At 39.0% G+C, this 24434-nt stretch carries 19 protein-coding genes and 1 tRNA gene; 7 read left to right on the forward strand and 13 right to left on the reverse strand.

All coding sequences use genetic code 11. The features are described 5' to 3' along the window. Window positions 1-179 precede the first annotated feature (179 nt). Window positions 180-1337, reverse strand: coding sequence for a TIGR03013 family XrtA/PEP-CTERM system glycosyltransferase (locus tag ESZ39_RS00005; protein ID WP_146877754.1), 1158 nt, complete (start codon window positions 1335-1337; stop codon window positions 180-182). Window positions 1338-1581: 244 nt separating this feature from the next. On the opposite strand from ESZ39_RS00005, the gene ESZ39_RS00010 reads away from it, so the two are divergent. From ESZ39_RS00010 to ESZ39_RS00030, 5 genes are read left to right on the forward strand one after another with little or no spacing between them, the layout of a single operon-like run. Beyond that, a complete protein-coding gene (locus ESZ39_RS00010; protein WP_146877755.1) occupies window positions 1582-2217 on the forward strand; it encodes an XrtA/PEP-CTERM system exopolysaccharide export protein in 636 nt (211 codons plus the stop codon). A 37-nt stretch (window positions 2218-2254) separates the two neighbouring features. Further along, complete coding sequence (locus ESZ39_RS00015) at window positions 2255-3847, forward strand: XrtA system polysaccharide chain length determinant (RefSeq protein WP_146877756.1); 1593 nt, start codon at window positions 2255-2257, stop codon at window positions 3845-3847. A 3-nt stretch (window positions 3848-3850) separates the two neighbouring features. Continuing rightward, a complete protein-coding gene (locus ESZ39_RS00020; RefSeq protein WP_146877757.1) occupies window positions 3851-4708 on the forward strand; it encodes an XrtA-associated tyrosine autokinase in 858 nt (285 codons plus the stop codon). Continuing rightward, entirely contained in the window at window positions 4671-6293 is a 1623-nt protein-coding gene (locus tag ESZ39_RS00025; protein WP_146877758.1) for a TIGR03016 family PEP-CTERM system-associated outer membrane protein, read from the forward strand. The genes ESZ39_RS00020 and ESZ39_RS00025 overlap by 38 nt, the downstream gene beginning before the upstream one ends. A 4-nt stretch (window positions 6294-6297) precedes the next feature. After that, the gene (locus tag ESZ39_RS00030) at window positions 6298-7329 is read left to right on the forward strand and encodes an XrtA/PEP-CTERM system-associated ATPase (RefSeq protein WP_146877923.1); all 1032 of its coding nucleotides are present in this window, start codon (window positions 6298-6300) and stop codon (window positions 7327-7329) included. A gap of 1069 nt (window positions 7330-8398) precedes the next feature. Here the strand turns inward: ESZ39_RS00030 and prsR are convergent. From prsR to ESZ39_RS00050, 4 genes are read right to left on the reverse strand one after another with little or no spacing between them, the layout of a single operon-like run. Then, entirely contained in the window at window positions 8399-9748 is a 1350-nt protein-coding gene (gene prsR, locus ESZ39_RS00035) for a PEP-CTERM-box response regulator transcription factor (protein ID WP_146877759.1), read from the reverse strand. 13 nt (window positions 9749-9761) lie between these two features. Further along, window positions 9762-11819 carry an XrtA/PEP-CTERM system histidine kinase PrsK gene (gene prsK / locus ESZ39_RS00040; protein WP_146877760.1) on the reverse strand — a complete coding sequence of 686 codons (2058 nt, stop codon included), beginning with the start codon at window positions 11817-11819 and terminating at the stop codon, window positions 9762-9764. A 3-nt stretch (window positions 11820-11822) separates the two neighbouring features. Continuing rightward, window positions 11823-14867 (reverse strand): efflux RND transporter permease subunit, encoded by a 3045-nt coding sequence (locus ESZ39_RS00045; protein ID WP_146877761.1) that lies wholly within the window; start codon window positions 14865-14867, stop codon window positions 11823-11825. Window positions 14868-14872: 5 nt separating this feature from the next. Continuing rightward, on the reverse strand, window positions 14873-15865 hold the full coding sequence (locus ESZ39_RS00050) for an efflux RND transporter periplasmic adaptor subunit (protein WP_146877762.1): 993 nt from the start codon (window positions 15863-15865) through the stop codon (window positions 14873-14875). Window positions 15866-16315: 450 nt separating this feature from the next. On the opposite strand from ESZ39_RS00050, the gene ESZ39_RS00055 reads away from it, so the two are divergent. Further along, a tRNA-Arg gene (locus ESZ39_RS00055) sits at window positions 16316-16392 on the forward strand. A gap of 133 nt (window positions 16393-16525) precedes the next feature. Here the strand turns inward: ESZ39_RS00055 and ESZ39_RS00060 are convergent. Then, complete coding sequence (locus tag ESZ39_RS00060) at window positions 16526-19024, reverse strand: TonB-dependent receptor plug domain-containing protein (protein WP_411266846.1); 2499 nt, start codon at window positions 19022-19024, stop codon at window positions 16526-16528. Between the two features lie 498 nt (window positions 19025-19522). On the opposite strand from ESZ39_RS00060, the gene ESZ39_RS00065 reads away from it, so the two are divergent. Beyond that, complete coding sequence (locus ESZ39_RS00065) at window positions 19523-19927, forward strand: OsmC family protein (protein ID WP_146877763.1); 405 nt, start codon at window positions 19523-19525, stop codon at window positions 19925-19927. A gap of 309 nt (window positions 19928-20236) precedes the next feature. On the opposite strand, the gene ESZ39_RS00070 is transcribed toward ESZ39_RS00065, so the two are convergent. From ESZ39_RS00070 to rpmJ, 7 genes are all read right to left on the reverse strand, one after another. After that, complete coding sequence (locus ESZ39_RS00070) at window positions 20237-21136, reverse strand: phosphoribulokinase (RefSeq protein WP_146877764.1); 900 nt, start codon at window positions 21134-21136, stop codon at window positions 20237-20239. A gap of 167 nt (window positions 21137-21303) precedes the next feature. After that, a complete protein-coding gene (gene rplQ / locus ESZ39_RS00075; RefSeq protein ID WP_146877765.1) occupies window positions 21304-21711 on the reverse strand; it encodes a 50S ribosomal protein L17 in 408 nt (135 codons plus the stop codon). A 41-nt stretch (window positions 21712-21752) separates the two neighbouring features. Further along, window positions 21753-22742 carry a DNA-directed RNA polymerase subunit alpha gene (locus tag ESZ39_RS00080; RefSeq protein WP_146877766.1) on the reverse strand — a complete coding sequence of 330 codons (990 nt, stop codon included), beginning with the start codon at window positions 22740-22742 and terminating at the stop codon, window positions 21753-21755. A 24-nt stretch (window positions 22743-22766) separates the two neighbouring features. Beyond that, window positions 22767-23387 (reverse strand): 30S ribosomal protein S4, encoded by a 621-nt coding sequence (gene rpsD / locus ESZ39_RS00085; RefSeq protein WP_146877767.1) that lies wholly within the window; start codon window positions 23385-23387, stop codon window positions 22767-22769. Between the two features lie 33 nt (window positions 23388-23420). After that, the gene (gene rpsK, locus ESZ39_RS00090; protein ID WP_076420861.1) at window positions 23421-23810 is read right to left on the reverse strand and encodes a 30S ribosomal protein S11; all 390 of its coding nucleotides are present in this window, start codon (window positions 23808-23810) and stop codon (window positions 23421-23423) included. A gap of 13 nt (window positions 23811-23823) precedes the next feature. Continuing rightward, window positions 23824-24180: a 30S ribosomal protein S13 gene (gene rpsM, locus ESZ39_RS00095; RefSeq protein ID WP_081151060.1), complete on the reverse strand. Its 357-nt coding sequence runs from the start codon at window positions 24178-24180 to the stop codon at window positions 23824-23826. A 133-nt stretch (window positions 24181-24313) separates the two neighbouring features. Next, window positions 24314-24427: a 50S ribosomal protein L36 gene (rpmJ, locus tag ESZ39_RS00100; RefSeq protein ID WP_146877768.1), complete on the reverse strand. Its 114-nt coding sequence runs from the start codon at window positions 24425-24427 to the stop codon at window positions 24314-24316. Between the last annotated feature and the right edge of the window lie 7 nt (window positions 24428-24434).

A 24434-nucleotide genomic window follows, 5' to 3' on the forward strand; every position in this document is an offset into this window, starting at 1 on the left:
CCTGCTTACTTTTACATGTTTGGCAGCTTGAGTTCTGTCAGCTCCATCCTTAATGTGCAATAAAGCTAATAGGCGAATTCTCATTCTGCCATTGGTTTCTTGAGCAATAAGTGCCTTTAAATTAATAAGCTCCAATTTCTCAGATAATTGTTTTTTAGTAATATATTTCATAACTACCATTAGATCACAAATTTAATGTAATTGGTATTATATATTTGCGGTAGTTCATCAATGCGATACTTGCGAATAAACTTGCCAATTCTTGTGGTTCTGTCGTCGTTTTCTGAGGCCATTTGAGCACCATTTTTTTCTGCATCAAGTCGCATACTTCTAAACTTAACAATACTAAAGGCTTGGCCATCAACGCCGACACGCTCTTGGGAATAAAAAACAGGCGCTTTAAATCCCTCATCTAACTTAATTAATAAGCTCGTCATGAGCATAATAGGCCAAGTAACTATCAGTAAAATAAAGCCCATGCTGGCGTTAAATATCCAGTCTAAAGTGTTACGTAGATGATTAGAGGATGCAAAGCCATTAGAATATATAACCCAACTTGGGTAAATTAAATTAACGGCAATTTGACCGGTTTCACGCTCTATAAAATCAAGAATTTCTGTTATTTCAATGCCCCTGATTTTACAGGCAAAAAGTTCATCAACTGGTAGATTTTCTCGACGCTCGTCGTTGGCGACAACAATTTCATCAATTTGATGCTCTAACGCGTAACTGACTAATGAAGTCTCTAATTTGATGATATTTTCATTGATAATACCCTGGTCAGCATCACCGTTAAGCACTACAAAGCCATGCATAAAAAAGTTTTGTCGGTCGACATCACGGCGCATGCGTTTTTCTATAATTGAAGCGCGTTCGCCTCCTCCTAACACAAGAATATTGCGTTTATTGAAACCGAAGAAGTCTATGCGTAGTGTTAAATACCTCACAGCACTTACCATGAACAAGCTTATTAAGGACGCCATAGCCAGTAACTCAATAGCTAATGCGCCAGTACCATAGATAGGGTTAAGCAAAGAAACGATAAAGAAGCTAATAGCGACCGACACCAGTAACCTTCTCATCACGCCTCGCAAGTTTTCTCTTAATTTTGAGTTATAAAGTCCCATTGCCAAGCATGAAAGCTGAACCATTAAAGCAAAAACAACTGCATGGATAAACAAAATGTTTAACGCGATGCTTTGAGCATCGTAAGCAACAAAATGAAATAAACTATTTAAGTATAAGCTCAGCAAAAGTGCGCCAGCAAAACAGAAAAACTCAATTAAGATTAAAGATTTGCTACCCGCAGATAAATCGCGAAATTTAGGGCTCGACATAAGGTTGGAAAGTTCCTTTTTAATGAAAAAAATAACCAGCATGAAATGCTTTTATTTTCTAAGGTGTTTATTCGTGTTGATTCATTGCTAAATGTAAAAATTAGTATGTGCAAACGTTAGTATATTTAAAGTACTTGATTTACAATATCTTTACAATATATTAAATAATGTGCATCAGATGTAAAAATCAAATACAATCTGTTTGCTTATATAAAAAACGGTTGTAAATAAGAAGGTTAATACCATGGAAAAATGCATAACTAATACATTTAAAGCACTTATATTTATTACACTGGGTTATATTGTAACCGGATGTAGTTCAGCTACATTACCCCCCGCCAAGCTTCATCAGTCCAACACTGTTGATGTTGACTCATACAAATATTTAATTGGTGCTGGTGATGTGGTCAATATTTTTGTTTGGCGTAATCCTGAAGTTTCTGGCACGTTTATTGTTCGCCCTGATGGTATGATCACCACTTCGCTGGTTGAAGATATTCCTGTATCCGGCAAAACACCAACCGAACTTGCCCGCTCAATTGAAAAAATACTTGCTACCTATTTGCGAGAGCCCGTTGTGACCGTAACGGTCAATAATTTTGTTGGCCCCTTCAGCGAACAAATTCGCATTATTGGTGAAGCAGCCCAGCCCAAAGCAGTAAACTACATTCAACATATGACCTTATTAGACGTTATGATCCGTGTTGGCGGCTTAACCGAATTTGCCAATGGTAACGGGGCAATATTAGTTCGAATAGAAAATGGTCTACAAAAACAATATGATATCTTTATTGAAGACTTAATTAAAAATGGGGAAATATCGGCTAACGTTGATGTATTGCCTGGCGATATTATCGTAATACCTGAAACATGGTTTTAAACATAATAACTTTATTTACCTGTTTTAGAGGTCGGGAATGCAAGAAATAATAGAACAAATTATAGATTATCTTAAAGGGATTTGGCTTAAGCGTCGCTTTATTATTATATCAACTTGGTTAATATGCCCATTAGCCTGGGTTTATATTGCCCAACTCGATAATGTTTATGAGTCTGAGGCCCGTATATACGCAGATACTCAAAGTATCCTTGGTCCGTTGTTAAAAGGGTTAACGGTTAAAACAGACCCCCAATCGCAAATTCGTTTAATGATTAAAACGCTGTTAAGTCGCCCAAATTTAGAACGTATAACGCGAATGACAGATTTAGATGTGCAAGCGACAACGCCTGAAGCTTATGAGGCATTAATCAATCGCTTGAAATCTAATATTACGATTAGAAAAACCGGTGGTCGCAGAGAAAATATCTTTACTATCTCTTATCTAGATAAAGACCCTGAAATGGCAAAAAATGTAGTTAATTCTGCATTAACCGTTTTTATTGAGAATACTTTAGGTGAAAATCGAAACGATTCCAACTCAGCACAGAAATTCTTAGATACCCAGATCAGAGACTATGAAAATCGTTTATTAGCATCTGAAGCTAGGTTGACCGATTTCAAACAAAAATATAGTGGTGTTTTACCCGGTCAATATGGCGGTTATTATCAAAAGTTAAATCTTGTAAAAGAGCAACTAAAAGTAATCGATTTAAATTTGCGTGAGTTAGAAACGCAATTAAAGTCTGCGAAAGCACAATTAAACTCGTCTCCGTCTAGTGGCGGTAATGCTCAAAATAACATTAAGAATTCCTATAGTATTCAAACCACTTACGATGGTCGAATTGCTGAATTAACCGTAACTTTAGATTCACTACAATTACGTTACACTGAAATGCACCCCGATGTTAAAGAAGTTAAACGCAGACTTGCTCACTTAAACAATAAACGCAGTGATGAAATTGATGACTATTTAAGTAGCACTAAAAATAACGATGGCAGTGAACTTTTAAGCAGCCAGAACCCCGTGATTCAACAATTACAAATACAAGTGAATCAATTGGAAAATCAAGTGGCATCAACTACCGTTCGAGCCAATGATTATCGCCAGCAAGTTAAGGATCTGGAGAGTAAAGTTCACATTTTGCCAGAAATTGAAGCAGAATTAACTTCATTGAATCGTGGTTATAACATTACAAAAGAAAAATATGAACAATTACTCAACCGTAAAGAAACGGCACAGTTGGCTCAACAAGCTAATGAAACAACTAACCCGATACAATTTAAAGTTATTGACCCACCTCGAGCCCCTACTACGCCCGTTGGCCCCAAACGCATGCTATTTTTAGTGGGCTCAACTATTTTTGCTTTTGGCATTGGTGTTGGCTTATCACTGTTATTTAGTCAGATTAATCCCGTGGTTACTTCTAGTAGCCAAGTAGCAAAAATTACCGGCATTCCTGTCTTTGGTGTGGTGTCAGCTACAGAAAATCTTGGCTTGCAGCGTTGGCATAAACGAAAAACCCTGATTTTTATTATTTCTAATACCGTGCTCATCATCATGCTGGCATTTTTTATGCTCTATGCCATTGCGCCAAACGTGATATTAGCGCCGATCAAAGGGATTTTATAATTTATGAGTATTATCGAAAAAGCGCTAGCAAAACAACAGCAGAAAAGCTTGGAAACCTCGGTTAAAGTGGCTCAATATCCCTCAGGTGAAGAGGTCGTCAAAGAGACTTTTGCCACAAGCCCAAAGAACGAATTAATCCTTGATAAAATAGGTTTAGCAGAGCGCGGTTATTTAATTGATAACGGGACCCGAAAAAGTATCAAAGACGAATTCCGCCAAATCAAGCGTATCTTGCTAAATAATGCTTTTGGCAATGCGGCGAAAACATTACACCACAGCAATTTAATTATGGTCAGTAGTGCTAAACCTAACGAAGGTAAAACTTTTGTCGCGATTAACTTAGCGTTAAGCATAGCGCTTGAACAAGATAAAACGGTGTTGCTGATCGATGCAGATGTGCTGCGACCTAGTGTTATGCGTGAGTTAGGTATCGAAGAACAGTTGGGTATAATTGATTATTTACTCGGTAAAACAGAGCAAGTAAGCGATATAATTTACAATACCGATATTGATAAATTAAAATTAATACCCGCAGGGAAACTGCACCATTTGTCTAACGAATTATTAGCCAGTGAAAAAATGGCCATATTAGCTAATGAGTTGGCTAATCGTTATCCTGATCGTATCGTTATTTTTGATTGCCCACCATTAATTGGTGTCACAGAGACACTAGTATTAGCAAATTTAATGGGCCAAGCACTGATTGTTGTTGAGGAATCAAAAACCTCAATTGTTGATATACAGGCGGCAACTGAACACCTCAACGAAAATTTAGCTTTGGGGCTGGTACTTAATAAAGCAATAAGATCTCATAAGGATTTGTATGGCTATTACGGCTATGGGTATGGCACACAGAACTAAACTCACTACTGTTTTTTTTGCATTGATTTACTCTAATTTTACTTTTTCAGGTGATTGGCAATTTGACCCGAGCATTAATCTTAATGAAACCTATACTGACAATGTTGGTTTAGTTGCTCGCAATGAACAATCTAGCTTAGTAAGCCAAGCTGGGGTTAATATAAAAACCAGTTATAGTGCACAACAAGCAAAATTCAATTTGTCATCGCAAAGTAATTATGCGCTTTATAGTCATAATCACGAACTTGATAATGACTACCACACAATAGCGAGTGATTTACGGTTACAGCTCTGGCCTAATGGTATTGTACTTTTCGGTACTATGAACATTTCAAACCAAGCCCGTAATCGCAGTAGAAATGCCTTAGCAGATATTGTCTCAGCCGATACTGTGCAAGTAGAAACCTATAATGCTGGCCTTGAATATAATGTCAGTAATAGTGATTTCGTCTTAGATTCTACGTTGGGCTATCGTCAAACCAATTCAGAAGATAATATCGGTAATCGTCAAGGCGTGGTTGCCAAGCTCAGCAGTACCAACGGCACAAGCGCTCGACATATATTTTGGAGCTTAGATCATAATTATCAAGAACAAGAAAATAATAATCTAAAGGGTAAACAGAGCCAAAGTGAAGCCATAATAGGGTTAATAACTGACTATAAAATCAATCCTTTTGTTCGTTATTACAATGAAGACAATAGCGGTAATTTAAATAATTCAAATCGTTCGATAGAATCAAATTCATACGGCTTAGGTGTACGCTGGTTAATTTCTCCACGACTGCGTCTTGATACGTCGTATAACCAGCCGATTGGCGACAAACTCGATATTGATGGCGATGAACAAAAAGCCTATGTTGATGCTGCGGTTCTATGGCAACCATCAACGCGTACCAAACTGTCAGCAAACTTTTCTGAACGCTTTTATGGTAATAGTTATGGACTTGATTTAACTCATAGAAATAGACGTTTAACCAACACCATTAGTTATGTTGAAGATATTCAGACCCTAACCCGTAATAATTTTGCTGCTAACATCATTGGGTTTTATTTCTGCCCTAATACTAATGCTTTACTGATCGAAGAATGTATTCTCAATGAGGGTGACAATATTGCTCCTGATAACCCTAATGAGCCAGACGATCAGGGCTTTGTGATCTTTCCAATTCAAGACTTTACTTTAATAGAGGATAACGTTTTTTCACTTAATAAAACACTGAGCTGGAACTCTACACTGACGCTACCGCGCACAACGATTAATGTTAATACGAGTCGGCAAAATCGCGAAAATCTCGATACCCGTATCGAAGACGAATTAAGCGCAGCAAGTGTCAGCATAACGCGAAAAGTGAGTGGTCGTTCTAGTGTCAGTATTGATTTATCTTATACTGAAACTAGCTTGCAAATTACTACCGAGCTAGAGCGTACCGATAGGTATCGACGTTACCAATTAAACTACGAAACATCGTTAAATAGTGCATTGTCTTTTAATGTCGCTGTGAGCTATCTAAATAGAAGCTCTGGCAATGCTCCGCTCAATTATGAAGAAGGCCGCATTAGCGCCAAAATTACCAAAGGCTTCTAGTCGTATGTATGAAAGTTATTATGGTTTTAAAGAAAGACCATTTCAATTAAGCCCCGATCCGAGATTCTTTTTTGCTTCTAGTCATCATCAAAGAGCTCTGTCATACCTTCAATATGGCTTGGATCAAGGTGAAGGCTTTATTGTGGTTACTGGGCCAATAGGTACTGGAAAAACCACTATCGCCCGCAATTTATTAAATAATTTAGGTGATAAAAGTATCGTAGCAGCTCAGCTTGTTACTACTAAACTGAATCCTCAAGAGTTACTAGAATTAGTCGCTTCAGAATTTAATATCTCTGTTATCGGTAATAGCAAAGCAGATTTACTACAAGCTATTGAAAAATTTCTGATCCAATTACATCAACAAGGAAAAAGAGCCTTATTAATTGTTGATGAAGCGCAAAATTTACCGAGTGAAACCGTTGAAGAATTGCGTATGCTGTCTAATTTTCAGCTAGATAATAAACCTTTAATACAAAGCTTTTTACTTGGCCAAGAAGAACTAAAAAGCATTATACAAGCGCCTAATATGGAGCAGTTTCGCCAACGAATTATCGCTTCTGCACATTTAAAACCGCTATCAAAAGCAGAGGTGAAAGAATACATAAATCATCGGTTACACCAAGCCGCTTGCATTAAAGATGACTTATTTTGTGATGCGGCATTTGACCTCATTCATGAGAAAACATTAGGTGTGCCACGCAAGATAAATATATTTGTCGACAGGTTACTTTTGTTTGGCTTTTTAGAAGAACTTAAAAGTATAGACCTTGATGCGATTAATGAAGTTGCACAAGAAATGGAAGTAGAACTTACTGGCTCACTTAATACCGCAGAGCTAGCCAGCAATGAGCCAAGCCAAGTTGTGGTTAATTCTTCAGAAAAAGTAGAAAGTATTAAAGAGATATTACGAGAAGTAGAAGAAATACTGGAGGGTAATATAAAACACAAAATAAAAATGGCCCGTTACGTTGATAAAATACTCAAACATAAAAGCCGTATTTACACCAATACTGACGAGAGCACCAAAAAATAACCCGCTTTATGGTTTTTTGGCCCATCACGTTAATCGCCCATTCAACGGTTGTCGGACTAAAGTCCGACCTAAAAAAAACAATTACCCTACGCGACATTATCACCCGTAGACCTTATGTAGGTTGGACTTCAGTCCATCAAGTTAAATGAAATTTAACCGTTTTCGGCATAAATGCCGAGCGAGAAAATAATATCCGCTACAGATGTTTTGGCCCATCAGGTTAATTGCCCGCTGTACGGTTGACGGACTGAAGTCCGACCTACAAAAAACAATTACCCTACGCGACATTATCACCTGTAGGCCTTATGTAGGTTGGACTTCAGTCCATCAAGTCAAATGAAATTCAACCGTTTTCGGCATAAATGCCGAGCGAGAAAATAATATCCGCTACAGATTTTTTTTGGCCCATCAGGTTAATTGCCCGCTGTACGGTTGACGGACTGAAGTCCGACCTACAAAAAACAATTACCCTACGCGACATTGTCACCTGTAGGCCTTATGTATGGTTGGACTTCAGTCCATCAAGTTAAATGAAATTTAACCGTTTTTGGCATAAATGCCGAGCGAGAAAATAATATCCGCTACAGATGTTTTTTGGCCCATCAGGTTAATTGCCCGCTGTACGGTTGACGGACTGAAGTCCGACCTACAAAAAACAATTACCCTACGCGACATTATCACCCGTAGACCTTATGTAGGTTGGACTTCAGTCCATCAAGTTAAATGAAATTTAACCGTTTTTGGCATAAATGCCGAGCGAGAAAATAATATCCGCTACAGATGTTTTTTGGCCCATCAGGTTAATTGCCCGCTGTACGGTTGACGGACTGAAGTCCGACCTACAAAAAACAATTACCCTACGCGACATTGTCACCTGTAGGCATTATTTAGCTTGGACTTCAGTCCATCAAGTTAAATGAAATTTAACTGTTTTCGACATGAATTCCGATCTGCAGTTGAGAATTACACCTTGAAACTGAGTTCCTGACTTAATGCCAAGTAGATTAAAATAAAAACCGCCCTTAAGCCGGTTTTTATTTTTTGGTTAATAACGCATTGGCTGTAATGTTTAACCATTAATTTTTAAGGCATACTTTTCTATTAATGAATAAAGTGTTGGCCGAGTTACACCCAGTAAATCAGCTGCTTTGGACATGTTGCCGTCAGATAGTGTATAAGCTTTTTGAATGGCGATTGATTCAGCTTGCTCGCGCACTACCCGTAAATTAAGTGAGAGTTCAAAACTTTTATTTTGATGATCAAAGAAACCTAGGTCTATCGCGGTTACCTGTGTGCCCGTGGTCATAATAACCGAACTTTTCACTTTGTTTTGTAACTCACGTATATTACCTGGCCACTTATGCGCTTTAATCGCGCTTAATGCGTCTTCAGAGAAACTTTTAACGTTACGCTTATATTCCATAGCATAATGTTGAAGAAAGTACTGTGCAAGGATGATCACGTCTTCATCTCGATCACGTAACGGTGGAATATTTAAAGTAATTTCACTGACACGATAAAACAAGTCTTCTCGAAAGGTCTTATCAGCAACCATTTGTTCAAGATTTTGATTAGTCGCGCAGACGACTCTGACATCAACTGAAATTTCTTGTCGGCCGCCAAGGCGTTCTATATTTTTTTCTTGTAAAAAGCGTAACAACTTGGCTTGCAAACTATAGGGCATATCACCAATTTCATCGAGAAATAATGTACCGCCTTCGGCACATTCAATTTTCCCTTTGGTGGTTCGATGCGCGCCAGTAAAAGCGCCTTTTTCAAAACCAAATAATTCACTTTCCAATAATGTCTCTGGAATAGAGGCACAATTTATCGCAATAAAAGGCTTATTTTTACGATCACTAGCTAAGTGCACCGCATTAGCCGCTACCTCTTTACCGGTGCCACTTTCACCCAACAGTAAAGCGGTTATGCTTGTTGGAGCAATACGTTTTACCATCATGCGCAAACGTTCAATACTCTCACTGTTACCAATAATACCCATGTCACTGCCAGCAACCGCACGCATTTTACGGTTTTCTGCCTCAATCGCCGCCAAACTAAATGCACGAGCAACAATGACATTAATCACGTCAGTTTCAATTGGCTTTTGATAAAAGTCATAGGCGCCAGCAGAAATGGCTGCTAACGCATGGATTCGATCATCATTACCCGTTATAACAATAACTTTACTATGTGGCGCAATGGTTAACATTTCCTGCAGTGCAGCGAGGCCTTCTGACGCATTAGCTGCATCTGGTGGTAAGCCCAAATCTAAGGTAATAACTTTAGGTTCATGACGGCGAACTGCAGCGATCGCGCTTTCACGATCGCCTGCCAGTACAACATCGTAATCAGATAAACTCCATTTTAATTGCTTTTGGATTCCTTTATCATCGTCTACGATTAACAACTTTTCCATGCTGATTGGATCCTTATAATAAATCTTGACCACTTATTGCACCCGCTACTCTTAATGGCAGATCAATAGTAAAAACTGTACCTTGTTTGGGCGTACTTGCCACTTTGATAATACCCGCCATATTTTCAAAAAATTGCTTTGCTTCAAATACACCAATGCCCATGCCAGCATTGCCTTTGGTGGAATCAAAAGGTCGAAACAGTCGACTTTTAATAAATTCTTCAGTCATTCCACAGCCATTATCTGCAATGATAATTCTAATGGTACGTTTTTTTTCAACAAGGGATACTTTTATCCAACCGTTTTTCGTTGTTGCTTCTTGTGCGTTTTGTATTAAATGGTGCATAACTGATTGAAAAGACTCGCTGTCTATAAAGGTAACACAACTACCATGTTGCTCAAACTCAACCCCTGGTAAGCTTGAATTACATTGTAAAAGCACTTTTTTAACAATTGCCGCTAAATCTGTCTGGCGATGAGAAGACTGCTCAATCTGTTTTTTTCGCAGTTGAGACAACACTTTTTCTAGTCTTAGTGTTGCTGACTCAACCGTTTCAAAAACATCATCAATAAAGTCAGCGTTATTTCGATGCTTTTCGGCATTTGAAGTAATTAAAGTTAATTGCGCCTGAACATTTTTCAGATCATGTACCAAAAATGCTGACATTCGATTAAAGGCGTCAAATTGCTTTGATTCACTGAGTTTATCGGTGGCCTCATAGAGTGAAATAAAATTGCCAAGTTGTTTAGATATGGCAAATAATAAATCTCTGTCTTCCCAATTTAGTCCTTTAAGTTCATTTTCATCCGCAAGCAAAAATAAGCCATAAAATGCTTTACCAATAAATATTGGCACTATAATTTGAATGTTTTTGCTCCGAAATAACGCTATATCTAAGGTTAACTCGGGATAAAGCAAAGGGGCGTTTTCGTATTCGTTGATGTCAACTATCCAACCTTGTTGGTGGCAAAATAGTCCAACCTCTGAGAGCTGACTTTCTATTTCATCATTTATTTCAATACCATGGCTGTATTGAATTTGATATTGTTGGTTAGAAAATTTTTTAATAATCGCTCCACGTGATGCATCAACTTTGGACATCATAATGTGCGTTGCCATTTGATAATGGCTTTCACCGCTGGTCGTTTCAATTTTTTCAATTAGGTTTAACCACTCGTCACGATATTCATATTTATTGGCAAAAAAGTTTTTAGCAATAAAAACTTTAACGCGACGGCGTAACGATTCTGTAATGAGCAAAGCAACGAGGACAATACCACTGAGCATTAAAAATCCAATGCTGACTAAACCTCCCCATTCTCCACCTAGGTAATTTATAATATAACCTGTGAATGACATTAGCAGTAAGTAAGCACCTGCTATCATTAACATAGAACTATAAAAAACAACGTGACGAGAAACAAAAATGCGTACTTCGCCATTGTTAATACGGCGGATGCTAATTAATAAAAGTGGTGCCACAAATAGCGCTAAGAAACCCCGGCTAAACCAAAAGTTAAAATCAATGCCATCAACCATGGTTGCTTGTGCATACAGCACAAAGTCAAATATAGCGACGCTGGCAAGAGCAACAACTAACGGCCAAATAGCCCAACGCACTGGTAGGCTGGCATTGCGATAAAGCTGTTCAAGCAAGACCAATATCGACAAATTAAGCACGATAAACAGCAGAAATATATATTCGTAAGCGTAATCTAGCCAGTAAGTTGTCAACCAACAACCCAAGATCAAAAGTAGCCAAACACCGACGTACTGTCGCACATAATAATTACTGACCAGCGCTTTAAAATTGCGATGCTCAGTATTAAATAAAATAATTAATAACGACCAACAGGCTATTTTAAAACCATCTGCTAACATCGCCCATTGCAGGCTATAAGCTAATTTAATTTGCAAGGCAGCGACTACATTACTGCTTAACGTTACTAAGGTACAAAATAATACCGCGCGTGCAACTAAGCTTCGGTTGCGGGCAGCAATAATTAGCAGTGCGAGTAGTGCATAAACCACCACGGCTAAAGAGAAACCTAATAAACCAATAAAATCCATAAATTATGCTTTGATCTTTCTTGAAAAGCCTGTTTTTGTAAATAATTCGGTGAGTATGGGTACGATGATAAAACTCGCGATGGCCGAAACACATAAGCCAGAAATAATAACCACACCCAACGGCTGCCACAAACTACCACCAAAAAGTGTTAAGGGTAATAAACCGCCAATAGTAGTAATGGTTGTTAATAATATTGGCGTAAAACGCGTGGCACTGGCAGATAAAATAGCTTGTTTTTTATCTAAACCTGTCGATAAATTTCGGTTGGTGGTGTCGATTAAAATAATGGCATTATTAACTACAATACCAAAGAGGCTTATTAAACCAATAAAAGCCATCATAGAAAATGATAAGTTAGTTAAATATAAGCCAAATACTGCGCCTGCCATAGCAAAAGGTATTGAAGTAAAAATAATCAGTGGCTGTAAAAATGATTTAAATTGCAAGACTAAAATAGCAAAAATACCAATCGCTGTTATTAGCATAATTTGTGACAGCCCAGCAAAAGACTCTTGTCGAGACTCTTCTTCTCCGCCTAAGCGGTAATACATACCTGCTGGCAACGCGTAGTTGTTTAAGTAGTTAACCACCTCGTTGGTGATCACTTGCACTGAATAACCTTGGGCTGCATCAGCTGACACACGTGCCATACGTAACTTTTGATAATGGAAAAAATCTGTCCGACCTTTCTGTAATTTTATCTTAACAAATTGCCCTAAAGGAATACTTTCACCTTGTTGATTAACGATCGTTATATCAGAAAGTCCGGTTAAACCACTTTTAGGCCGACGCACTAAAATAGGGTAGTTTTCACCATTAACATCATTAAACTGACCAATAAATGTACCCGAAAGTGCGGTTTGAATACTATTATCTAAATGGTTTATCTCAATGCCTGAAAGTGCTGCTTTATCATAGTCTATCGCTAAGACTAATTCGGTATTAGCAATACCAATAGGATTATCGAGATTAATCACTCCTTGAATTGCTGCCATTTGAGTCGCTAAATCACTGGCAACATCTTCAAGATCAGATAACGATTCGCTGATCAATCTAACGGTAATGGCCTGATCAGTTACTGGGCCTTGAGTAAATTCTTTGACAGTAATTTTTGCTTGATGCCACTGTGAAAATTCTGCTCGTAGCACCTTAACCAAAGTATTTACTGCGGTTTCATCATATGACTGTAATACCAATAGCACTTGACCATAACTTGCGACACCACGTTTAGGGATTTCGTTGTAGTAAATTCGGGGATTAGAGCTACCAACATTAAGGGCAACTTTATCTACAGTGGGTTGAGTTTTAATAAACGCTGTCATCGAGTGCATAACGTCATTGGTATAATCTAATGATGAATTAGCCGGTGTTTCAACGTCAATTAACAACATTGCTTTCTCAGCTTTAGGAAATAAGCTCACACCTACTTGCCCAAAAAGAGATGCCATAGCAAATAAGGCAACGAAGGCGACTACTAGTATAATAAGTTTTGCATTCATTAAACGACCTAGCCACCCAACATAATAACGCTCAGCAAAAATATTGACATAATGTTGTAGCGTTTTAACTTTACTCGGTTTTTGGCTAAAAAACTTACTAGCCAGTAATGGCGTAAGTGTTAAGGCAATCAACAAAGAGGCCAACAGTACTAACACCACCGTCACGGGCATCGAACGCACAAAATCACCTGTGTCGCTCGCTAGCATCAGCATAGGTAAAAAAGCCAACATGGTGGTTACTGTGCCACTCGTAATAGCCCAGCCGACTTTACTGGTGCCTAAGGCCGAGGCTTGTGCCAAAGTTGGTGCGTTTTTCTTTTCCCGGTGAATACTCTCGGTGACAACAATGGCATTATCAACTAACAAACCTAAGGCAATAATTAACCCCACGATAGACATTTGTTGCAGACCAAAACCTGCAAAATCAAGCCAACCAATTGCAATTAAAAAAGATAAAGGGATGGCAATAATCACTACAATAGCTTCGCGTATGCCTAAAAATATTAATGCCATTATTCCAACAAGTATTAAGCCTTGCCATAAGTTATCAAAAAAGCCGTTAACGCGATTTTTTACACCGTCAGATTGTTTAAACAGCATGGCTGTTTTAATGGTGTCAGGTAGGGTTTGTTTAAAGGCTAGAATTTCTTCATCAATGGCCTCAGTGAGCGCAAATATATTAGTATTCAGCCTTTGTTCTACCGTCAAAAATATCACGGGCTTAGTATCATAGTAAGCCAAATAGCTAGGCTCTCTACTAGAAAAACCAACATCGGCGACATCTTTTAAACGAATAACCGCGTTTTCATTAGAAAACACAACGGTGTTATTAAGCTCGTCAATATGTTGAAAGTTACCACTCGTTTTAACGTTAAATCGCCGTGTATTAGCGTCAACAAATCCTGGTGTAATGTTAATAGCCCGTTTTTGTAGCACGTTATTAATGGTGGGTATGCTGATACCGTAATGCTTTAACATCGCAAGGTTTAAATCTACAGCGACAACTTGTGTTGGATAACCCCATATATCGGCTTTTTTTACCGCTTCAATAGCTTCCAAACGTTTTTCGAGCTGTTTTGCATGAAATTCCATACTTTTGTAGTCAGTTGTTTCGCTCCAAAGAGCTAACTGAATAATAGCCACACTGGTGGGTGTCGCTTTTAACACTAAAACATCTTGTACACCTTCAGGTAAGCTTGGCTTGACCGTTGATACCGCTTGTTTAACTTCGTTGTAAGCGGTATTTGGATCGCTCCCATATAAAAAAGTGACCTCGATGCGCGCGCCACCATTTTTAATTTGTGACTCAATTTTTTTTATGCCTTCAATATCAGAAAATTCTTCTTCGAGTGGGTCAACTACTAAGCTTTCAATATCAGTAGGTGACGCGCCTGGGTAGATAATTTCCAGCAAGGTAATTGGAATATCAAATTGAGGGTCTTCAGAACGAGGCATATGAAAATATGAAACAATGCCGACAAGTACCATCAGCACAACAATAGTAAAAGTAAACTGGGCATTTTTTATGGCGATGCGAGGGAGCTGCATAATAACTAGTTTCCAGCCACGACAATATTTTGCCAACCTTTAGTGACTATTTTTAAAGCTTGGTCATTACGCACAGCTTTTAAGTAGACATAATCATTGTCTATCTGGAAGACTTGGAAGCTATGTTCTTTAAAAACTGAATTATCTGGTGACTGGACAATAACAATGGCTTTGCCTTCTTCATCAACGGCAACAAGTGCCCCTATTGGCAACTGATAAACAAATTTTTCACTTTCAAAGGCAATGCTAACACTGGCAAGTTGCCCCGCGATCATACCTGACATTATTTTTACTTTTGGTAACAAAACCTCAATAATGAATAAGTGACTGCTGTCACTAGCCATAGCAGGTATTTTACTAATAACGCCTTTAACAATACCGATTTCACTTAAGGCAACACTAACTTTTTGATCTAATCGAACTTGGCTAATTTCTTGCCCGGTTAATGCCACTTTTACCACCCAGTCTAGCTTGGCAACTTTCAGTGCTTGATGGCCTGGACTTTGGAACTCACCAAGTTCTGTGTCGCGAGCCAAAACAACCCCTGAAAATGGTGCGTATATTTTCGCTTTGACTAAATTATAATCAGCGACTTGATAGGCCGCCTCAGTAGTTGCTACTCGAGTGATGGCGGTGTCCATATCACGCTCAGAAGCTAGCTTATTAGCCATTAAACCACTAATGCGTTTCACTTCACGTTTTGCTTGTGTCATTTGTGCATAGTTGGAGTTTTTCTGTTCTGTTAACTCTGTAGTATCAAGCGACGCTAACAACTGCCCTTTCTTAAATTGCTCACCCTCATCAACACTGAGCAACGTTAAGTAGCCACTCGTTTTAAATGAAAGGCTCAAGGCTCTCTTGTAATCAAGCTTTCCCGTTCGTTCAATAGTGTCACGATAAAGTTCAGCATTGATAATTTGTGTATCATATGTCTGAGCCAATAATGGTTTCGCCATTAAAATAAGTGATAGAGTAAATACAATTGAGAATCGTTTCATAGCCAAGTGTTTACTTATAGGGTCTTGAGATAAAAGATATTATAGCCTTCACTTTAGGCATCTTCATGACGAAAGTACATCTTTTTCCGCCATTATATTAACAATATATTAATATATCGGCCTGTTCGCAACATAGTGCAAGCCGCGTAAACGCGTTGTTATGTAAGCAGGTTAATAGCAAATTTAAGGCTAATTGACAGAAATTACTCATAAGTTAATCTTTTACGTAATAAATTCAGTAATCCTCTAGACATAAACGGCGATAATCTATAATATTTGCCGCGCTTAAATCTTTTCAATATGCTGATATAGTTTAGCTAGACAGAGCACGCTCTCTCAAAGGGATGTTGAATAATAAAGCTTTAACAATCAATTTGATTATTAAGATAATTTTATTGATATTGAATGACAATTTATTGTTTGTTATATCAATGTAGCACAAGTCAAAAACCACCCGTAGCTCAGCTGGATAGAGTACACGCCTCCGAAGCGTGTGGTCACAGGTTCAATTCCTGTCGGGTGGGCCACTTCTTCAATAAATCCCTGGATTAATCTCAGTTATTTACCATACGCTTATTCAAACTTTAGCTTATGCGCGTTATTAAATAAAAAAGCACTAGGGTGTAGTGCTTTAATGATAATAAAATTTAACTTTCTCAACTAGAAACTAAAGTTTACCCTTGCGTAATAAGTCATACCGTCAAAGCCATAAGGTAGTGCTCTTACTGGGTATTTAAATGCGCCATTGGTAATAAAGTTTAATACTTCATCTTCACCAAGTTCATCGGGTGTCTTGTCAAATAAATTATTTATGCCGGCAGATAATTGTAAGGTATCACTAAGTTGGTACGCTAAATTAACATCAATTAATACCGCTGACTCGACAACACTGCTCGGTTTAAAGCTACCTGTTGGTGATAAAAACCCCGGTAGACCGATATGATCATTACCAAAATACATAATGTCAGTTTCACCATAGTAATTGGCTCTGACAACACCACTCCATGCTTCGTTGCTATAATCAAAGGTCAAAGTAGCACGTTGTTTTGGTTGTCCGTCCGTTAAAAAGCTACGTTGTAAGTCGTCTAGCGCAACATTTGCTGGAATACCAGCTGGGGAATTGACACTATCAATGTCAGTCTCATTTAAATTACCGGCGAGTGTTACGTTTAAATTGCCAGCTAATAACTCGGCCTGATAGCTAATAACAAGGTCAAGCCCTTGGGTGGTGGAATTAACTGCATTTGAGAAATAGTTACCTTGTACTGCTCCTGTAGCGTTTAATGCAGCTACTGCCTCAGTGTTGAATGACACATCACTAGCGTTTAGCAGGCTGCCTAAAGTAATACGGTTATCAATCTTTACTCGATAAGCATCTAAAGATACCGATAGCGCACTGTTAACATCGTATACCAGCCCTAGGCTTAAGTTTTTCGATGTTTCAAGCTGCAAACCCTCTACACCTAACGCTGAAGGAAATGCTGAACCCGCTGTTGCGGTGAATGATGACAATAACACGCCACCTGCACCTAAATTGGTGGTGTAGGCAGTATATGCACTTTGTTGCAGTGACGGTGCTCTAAAACCTGTTGATAGCGCTCCTCTGACGGCTAAACTTTCTGTTAGCTCATAACGCGTTGATAACTTGCCAATCAGCTTGCTACCCGCCTGAGAAAAATCTTCATAACGCAAAGCTGCGCCTAAGTTCCATTGCTCTGTTATTTGCTGTTCAAGATCGAGATATAACGCATAACTGTGACGGTCTGCATCATTTGCTGCATCTGGTCTTAAGCCTGGATACGCTTGAAAACCACAAGCCGCAAAAGTATTACTGTCGATTACAGAGGGAGAAGATGTTGAGCTATTATTTGCACCACAAGCATAAGAGGCTACTTCACCAGCAACAATTTCATAATTTTCTTGGCGATATTCAGCACCAAAAGCAACAAACAGGGTTTCACCACTAGCCATTTCAATAAGGCCTGAAATGTCAGCATTAAAGGTTAATTGATCATACCTAAAGCCACCAGAGTAACCTGATGTTGGTCCAGCATTATTGGCAATGTCTTGCTCGCTTGCTGTCGGGTTCAGTGCTAAATATTCAGCAGCATAAGAAGCGTTGATAGTATTGTTAGAATAAAAGTCATATTCATTTTCGCCATAGGTAGCTGAAACATCAAAACTCCAATCATCACTTAGCTCGCCCCTTACACCAAATGCCGTTGATATATCTTGTGCTTCATTATCAATGCGCGGTAAAAAACCATCCGGATAAACTTGTGGTACATTCTTTTCAGCTTCATTAAAGCTACGATAAAAACCATTACCTAAAGCGGTTCTATTTGAATAGCCGCCAAAAGCATAAAGCTCGATATTTTCTAACGGCAACATAGCATTATAAAAAAATGACTGAAATCTAGATTCAGCGTTTCCTTGGCCCCATCGTACCTTGTTAGATAAAGTACCTGGTGGTGTGTTTGAACTGCCGCTGGTATCTTTTTCAGCGCGATTAGTGCCGTCGTAATCTCTATATTCAGCGGTTAAGTTAATAAATCCGCCCTCGTTGCCTAGATCAAAACCAGTATTTAACCCTGCGGCTAAGACATCACCGTCACCTTCGCCAGCGGCACCTGTTTGGATAAAGCCCGATGTCACGTTTGTACTATCTTTAAGCTCAAGATTAATAACACCTGCGATAGCATCAGAGCCGTATTGCGCAGCAGCACCGTCACGTAATATTTGTACATTTTTTAGCGCTGTCATGGGTATTGCATTCATATCGGTACCGGCAGCACCGGCACCAACGGTACCATTTAAACCAAAAATTGCTTGATTATGACGTCGCTTGCCGTTAACTAATACTAAAGTCTGATCTGGCTGTAGGCCTCGAAGTGTTGCCGGTCTAAATAAATCAGAACCGTCTGATACTTGTGTTCTACTAAAGTTAAATGACGGAGCCATCGCCTGAAGACTTTGACCCAACTCGCTAAAACCACCTTTGGTCAGTGACTCACTGGAAATAATATCGATTGGGGAGCTTGACTCAGTTGCTGTTCTACTTGAAACACGAGAGCCGAGTACGGCAATAGTTTCTAAATTTTCATCAACAGACGCTGTCGTAGCAGCAAAAGATGGTAAACAAGTAAATGATGTACCTATAGCGATAGCTAGGGTGTGTAAACGAAAGTATTTATTGAACAACAACTTTTTCACCTTTAATTTAGAAATGGAAAAAACTACAAATTTGTGGCGATAAATTTACAGTGAAACTCACCATTTTGCCATCATTTTATTGACAATCAGCCAACAACGAAATTTATATAGTAGCTACCAGTTTGTACGCTGACTTAAAAGATTTTATTTATAGAACATCGATAGACTTAGGTTTACCTATCCTAGACCTATCTTATTACGGCAATAAATTTCAATGGAGTTATACCTGTTCCATTAAGTTTGTGATCTTGTTGTGCGCAGGAAAAATAACTCAAGGTAAGGCGCTCGATTGAGCAATAGCTGGCTATTGGGATTGAGAGCAACACAGCCTTGAGCTATTTTAACTAGTACAAGTGAGTAATAACTTAATGGGATTGGTATTAGTAGCTAAAGTTATTATAAATGGCTAAAATTCAGCTGAATTTAACACTCAGGAAAGTATTAATGAAAGCACAAGTAAAATGGATCGGCGAAGAAATGTTTATGGGCACATCTGAAAGTGGCCACACAATGGTATTAGATGCAAACGCAGGTGCTTTGGCGCCCAGTCCATTAGAAAGTGTATTAATATCTTTAGGTGCTTGTTCTTCAGTTGATGTGGTGAGTATATTAGAAAAAGCACGACAAAACATTACCGGCTGTAAAGTTGAAATAGCTGCTAAGCGCGTTGATTCTGTGCCAAAATTATTTTCTGATATTCACTTACATTTTGTTATTGAAGGTAAGGACATTGGTGCTAAGCATGTTGAGCGCGCGGTTAGTTTATCTGCTGATAAATATTGTTCGGTCGCATTGATGCTTAATAAGTCAGTTAATATTACTCACGATTTCGAGATTATTGACATATAACTATTTTTCCATCGTTCTGACTGCTGGGGTAATGCTCTTTTTACCCTAGCAGTGCTTTAAGCTTTTTATATTGTACTGCTGAAGCTAAAAACAGCATTATTATTGAACAGACAATATCAAAATACTAAACCTCACTCACTGGCCTGTATTAATCGACTTGATATAATTACAGCTTGCCCATAATCTTTTAAGTCTCTACTCATTCTTTTCTCATTATTTCCTCCCTGTAAAAAAACAATTCACAGGGGGAAAAGCGGAAGGACGGCAGGAGAAGTAAAGGTCAAATCAAAATATAGCATTGCTCTACAGCTACAGATCACTCATCCAGTCAAGTTGTTTGTTTGCTTCACTCTTTCTAAGCATTAATTCTCTAATCAATGGTGTCAATAACAACTCCATCGCTAAACCCATTTTGCCACCAGGGACAACCAAGGTATTCATACGAGACATAAATGAACCATCGATCATACTAAGGTAATAAGGAAAATCTAATTGGCTTGATTCACGACAGCGAATAACGACAAAACTTTCGTCTAGTGTCGGTATCGCTTTAGCGCTAAAAGGATTTGAGGTATCAACAGTGGGTACTCTTTGAAAGTTAATATGAGTACGCGAGAATTGTGGCGTGATAAATGAAATATAATCTTCCATACTTCTAACAATGCTCTGCGTTACCGCCTCACGGCTATGACCACGCTTGTCAGTGTCGCGTATTATTTTTTGTATCCATTCTAAGTTGACAATCGGTACCATCCCGATGAGTAAATCTACATGCTTGGCAACGTCATTGTTCTCGGTAACAACCCCGCCATGTAACCCCTCATAGTAGAGCAAGTCAGTTCCCTCACCCAATGCTTCCCATGGAGTAAAAGTACCGGGCATTTGGTTATAAGGCACAGCTTCATCAAAGGTATGTAGATAACGGCGCATCTTACCTTTGCCTGTTTCTGAGTAGTCTTTAAATAACTTCTCTAAGGCATCAAAATCATTGGCTGCCGCGCCAAAGTAGCTTAATTTAAGTTGTTGTTCTTTCGCTTTACGCTTTTCTAAATCCATTTCTTGGCGCGAGTAGCGATGGAAACTATCGCCCTCAACTGTTGCTGAGGTAATGCCTAGTGAACGGAAAATATGCTCAAACGATTCTGTTGTCGTAGAAGTGCCTGCACCCGAGGAACCGGTAACAGCGATGATAGGATTTCGTGACGACATAATGGCTGACCTTATTATTAATGGACAATTGTTATACGAGGTATTACTAGGCGGGTCAAGTTTTAGCTAATGTACTTGTCTTGTGATGAGTAATTTTAGCACACAAAAAAGCGGAGCCTAAGCTCCGCTTTTAATATCGTCAGAATAAATTTAGTACAAGTACTAAATTATGCTTCTGCGCTAACTTCTTCAACTACTTCAGCTGCATCTTCTACTGCTGGGCGGTCGACAAGTTCAACATAAGCCATAGGGGCTTTATCACCAGTACGGAAACCACATTTTAAAATGCGAGTGTAACCACCTGGACGTTCTTGGTAACGTGCACCAAGTTCGTTGAATAAAATTCCTACTACTTCTTTATCTTGTGTACGAGCAAACGCTAAACGGCGATTTGCAACACTGTCGGTTTTAGCCAATGTAATCAATGGCTCTACTACCATACGTAGTTCTTTAGCTTTAGCTACAGTCGTTTTGATCAAACCGTGCTTAACTAAAGAGCTAGCCATATTGCGGAACATCGCTTTACGATGACTGCTATTACGGTTTAACTGGCGACCGCTTTTACGATGGCGCATAAGTTAATCCTTATCTCAACTATTAAAAAACGATGATCGACTTAGTCGTTATCAGCTATGCTTTCTGGTGGCCAGTTTTCTAGGCGCATGCCCAGAGACAAACCACGAGACGCCAAAACGTCTTTGATTTCGGTTAAAGACTTCTTACCTAAATTAGGTGTTTTAAGAAGTTCAACCTCAGCACGCTGTACTAAGTCGCCAATATATTGAATTGCTTCTGCTTTTAAGCAGTTTGCTGAACGAACAGTAAGTTCAAGGTCATCAACAGGACGAAGCAAAATAGGATCAAACAGTGGTTTTTCCTCTTTTGGCTCTACTTCAGTTACATCACGAAGCTCTACAAACGCATCTAGCTGTTCAGCTAGAATAGTTGAAGCGCGACGAATTGCTTCTTCAGGATCTAACGTACCGTTAGTTTCCATGTCTAAGACTAGTTTGTCCAAATCTGTACGTTGTTCAACACGTGCAGAATCAACGTCATAGGCAATTCTTACAACAGGACTGAATGAAGCATCAACTAACAAACGTCCAATTGCACGATCTTCTTCCTCGGCATCACGTCGAGTTGAAGCAGGAACATAACCACGTCCCATTTCAACTTTTATACGCATACTGATAGAGCCATCACCTGTCAAATGACAGATTACATGAGTTGGGTTTGCAATTTCTACATCACCATCATGTTGGATATCGGCTGCCGTTACAGGGCCTTCACCAGATTTAGTTAAGGTAAGAACAGCTTCATTTTTACCTTCTAAACTTATAGCTAATCCTTTAAGGTTTAACAGTATTTCGATGATGTCCTCTTGCACACCTTCTTTACTACTGTACTCATGAAGTACACCGTCAATTTCAACTTCAGTTACAGCACAACCTGGCATTGAAGATAAAAGAATGCGGCGTAACGCATTACCTAAAGTGTGACCAAAACCACGTTCTAATGGCTCTAAAGTTACTTTAGCACGAGTAGGGCTAATAGTTTCGATACCAACCAATCGTGGTCTAAGGAATTCGGTTACAGAACCCTGCATTATGTCCTCTCTTAAAGTGCAACTTTACTTAGAGTAAAGTTCAACAATCAACTGTTCATTAATTTCGGCAGACAAGTCAGAACGATCAGGAACACGTTTAAAAACGCCTTCAAGTTTCTTGTTATCTACTTCAATCCAAACTGGCTTCTCACGTTGTTCAGCTAATTCTAAAGCAGCGATGATACGCGCTTGAGTTTTAGACTTTTCACGTACAGAAACTGCATCTTCAGCTTTAACAGTGAAAGATGGAATATTAACAACAACACCGTTAACTACGATAGCTTTATGGCTAACGAGTTGACGAGCTTCAGCACGAGTGCTGGCATAGCCCATACGGTATACTACGTTATCAAGACGTTTCTCTAAAAGTTGCAACAAGTTTTCACCTGTATTGCCTTTTAGACGAGCCGCTTCTTTATAGTAGTTGCGGAATTGTTTTTCTAGTACGCCATAAATACGACGAACTTTTTGTTTTTCACGAAGCTGAATACCGTAATCAGATAAACGACCGCGACGGGCGCCATGTTGACCTGGTATTGTTTCGATTTTACATTTAGTGTCAATTGCTCTAACACCGCTTTTAAGGAACAAATCTGTACCTTCGCGGCGACTAAGCTTTAACTTAGGACCTAAATATCTAGCCATTTTCTCTCTCCAACAATCCTAATAAAAGTGCGATTAAACGCGACGTTTCTTAGGAGGACGACAACCATTATGAGGAATCGGTGTTACGTCTGTAATGTTGGTGATTTTAAAACCAGCAGCATTTAGAGCACGGATAGCAGATTCACGACCTGGACCCGGACCTTTAACGAACACTTCAATATTCTTCAAGCCAAACTCTTGTGCAGCTTTACCAGCACGATCTGCAGCTACTTGCGCAGCAAATGGAGTAGATTTACGTGAACCACGGAAACCTGAACCACCAGCAGTCGCCCATGATAAGGCGTTACCTTGACGATCTGTAAGAGTTACGATTGTGTTGTTGAAAGATGCATGGATATGAGCCATGCCGTCAGCAACTTGTTTTTTTACGCGTTTACGCGTACGTACAGGTGTTTTAGCCATTGTCTAGTTCCTCTTACTTCTTAATTGGCTTACGAGGACCTTTACGGGTGCGCGCATTAGTTTTAGTGCGTTGACCACGTAGAGGAAGACTGCGACGGTGGCGAATGCCACGGTAACAACCTAAATCCATAAGACGTTTAATGTTCATTGAAACTTCACGGCGTAAATCACCTTCTACGGTGTATTTATCCACTTCTGCACGAAGCAAATCAATTTGAGCTTCGTCCAATTCACTGATCTTAGTTGACTCTGCAATACCAGTTGCAACACAAATTGCTTTCGCACGTGTTGCTCCGATACCGAAGATCGCAGTAATGGCGATTACTGCATGCTTACGATCAGGGATGTTAATGCCAGCGATACGGGCCACTAAACACATCTCCTACTTTTAAATTAAAATTTACCAGTTGAAAAGCCCGTTAGGATACTCAACCGGCCGCATTTCTTTGTAAATCGAAGCGGCATTATACAGACTTATCTGCATAATGCTACTGCTTAAAGATTTAGCCTTGACGTTGTTTATGTTTTGGCTCTTCGCAGATTACACGAATAACACCAGAACGTTTAACAATTTTACAGTTACGACAAATCTTTTTTACGGATGCACGTACTTTCATTCTATAT

The sequence above is a fragment of the Colwellia sp. C1TZA3 genome, from assembly GCF_007954265.1.
Taxonomy (GTDB): domain Bacteria; phylum Pseudomonadota; class Gammaproteobacteria; order Enterobacterales; family Alteromonadaceae; genus Cognaticolwellia.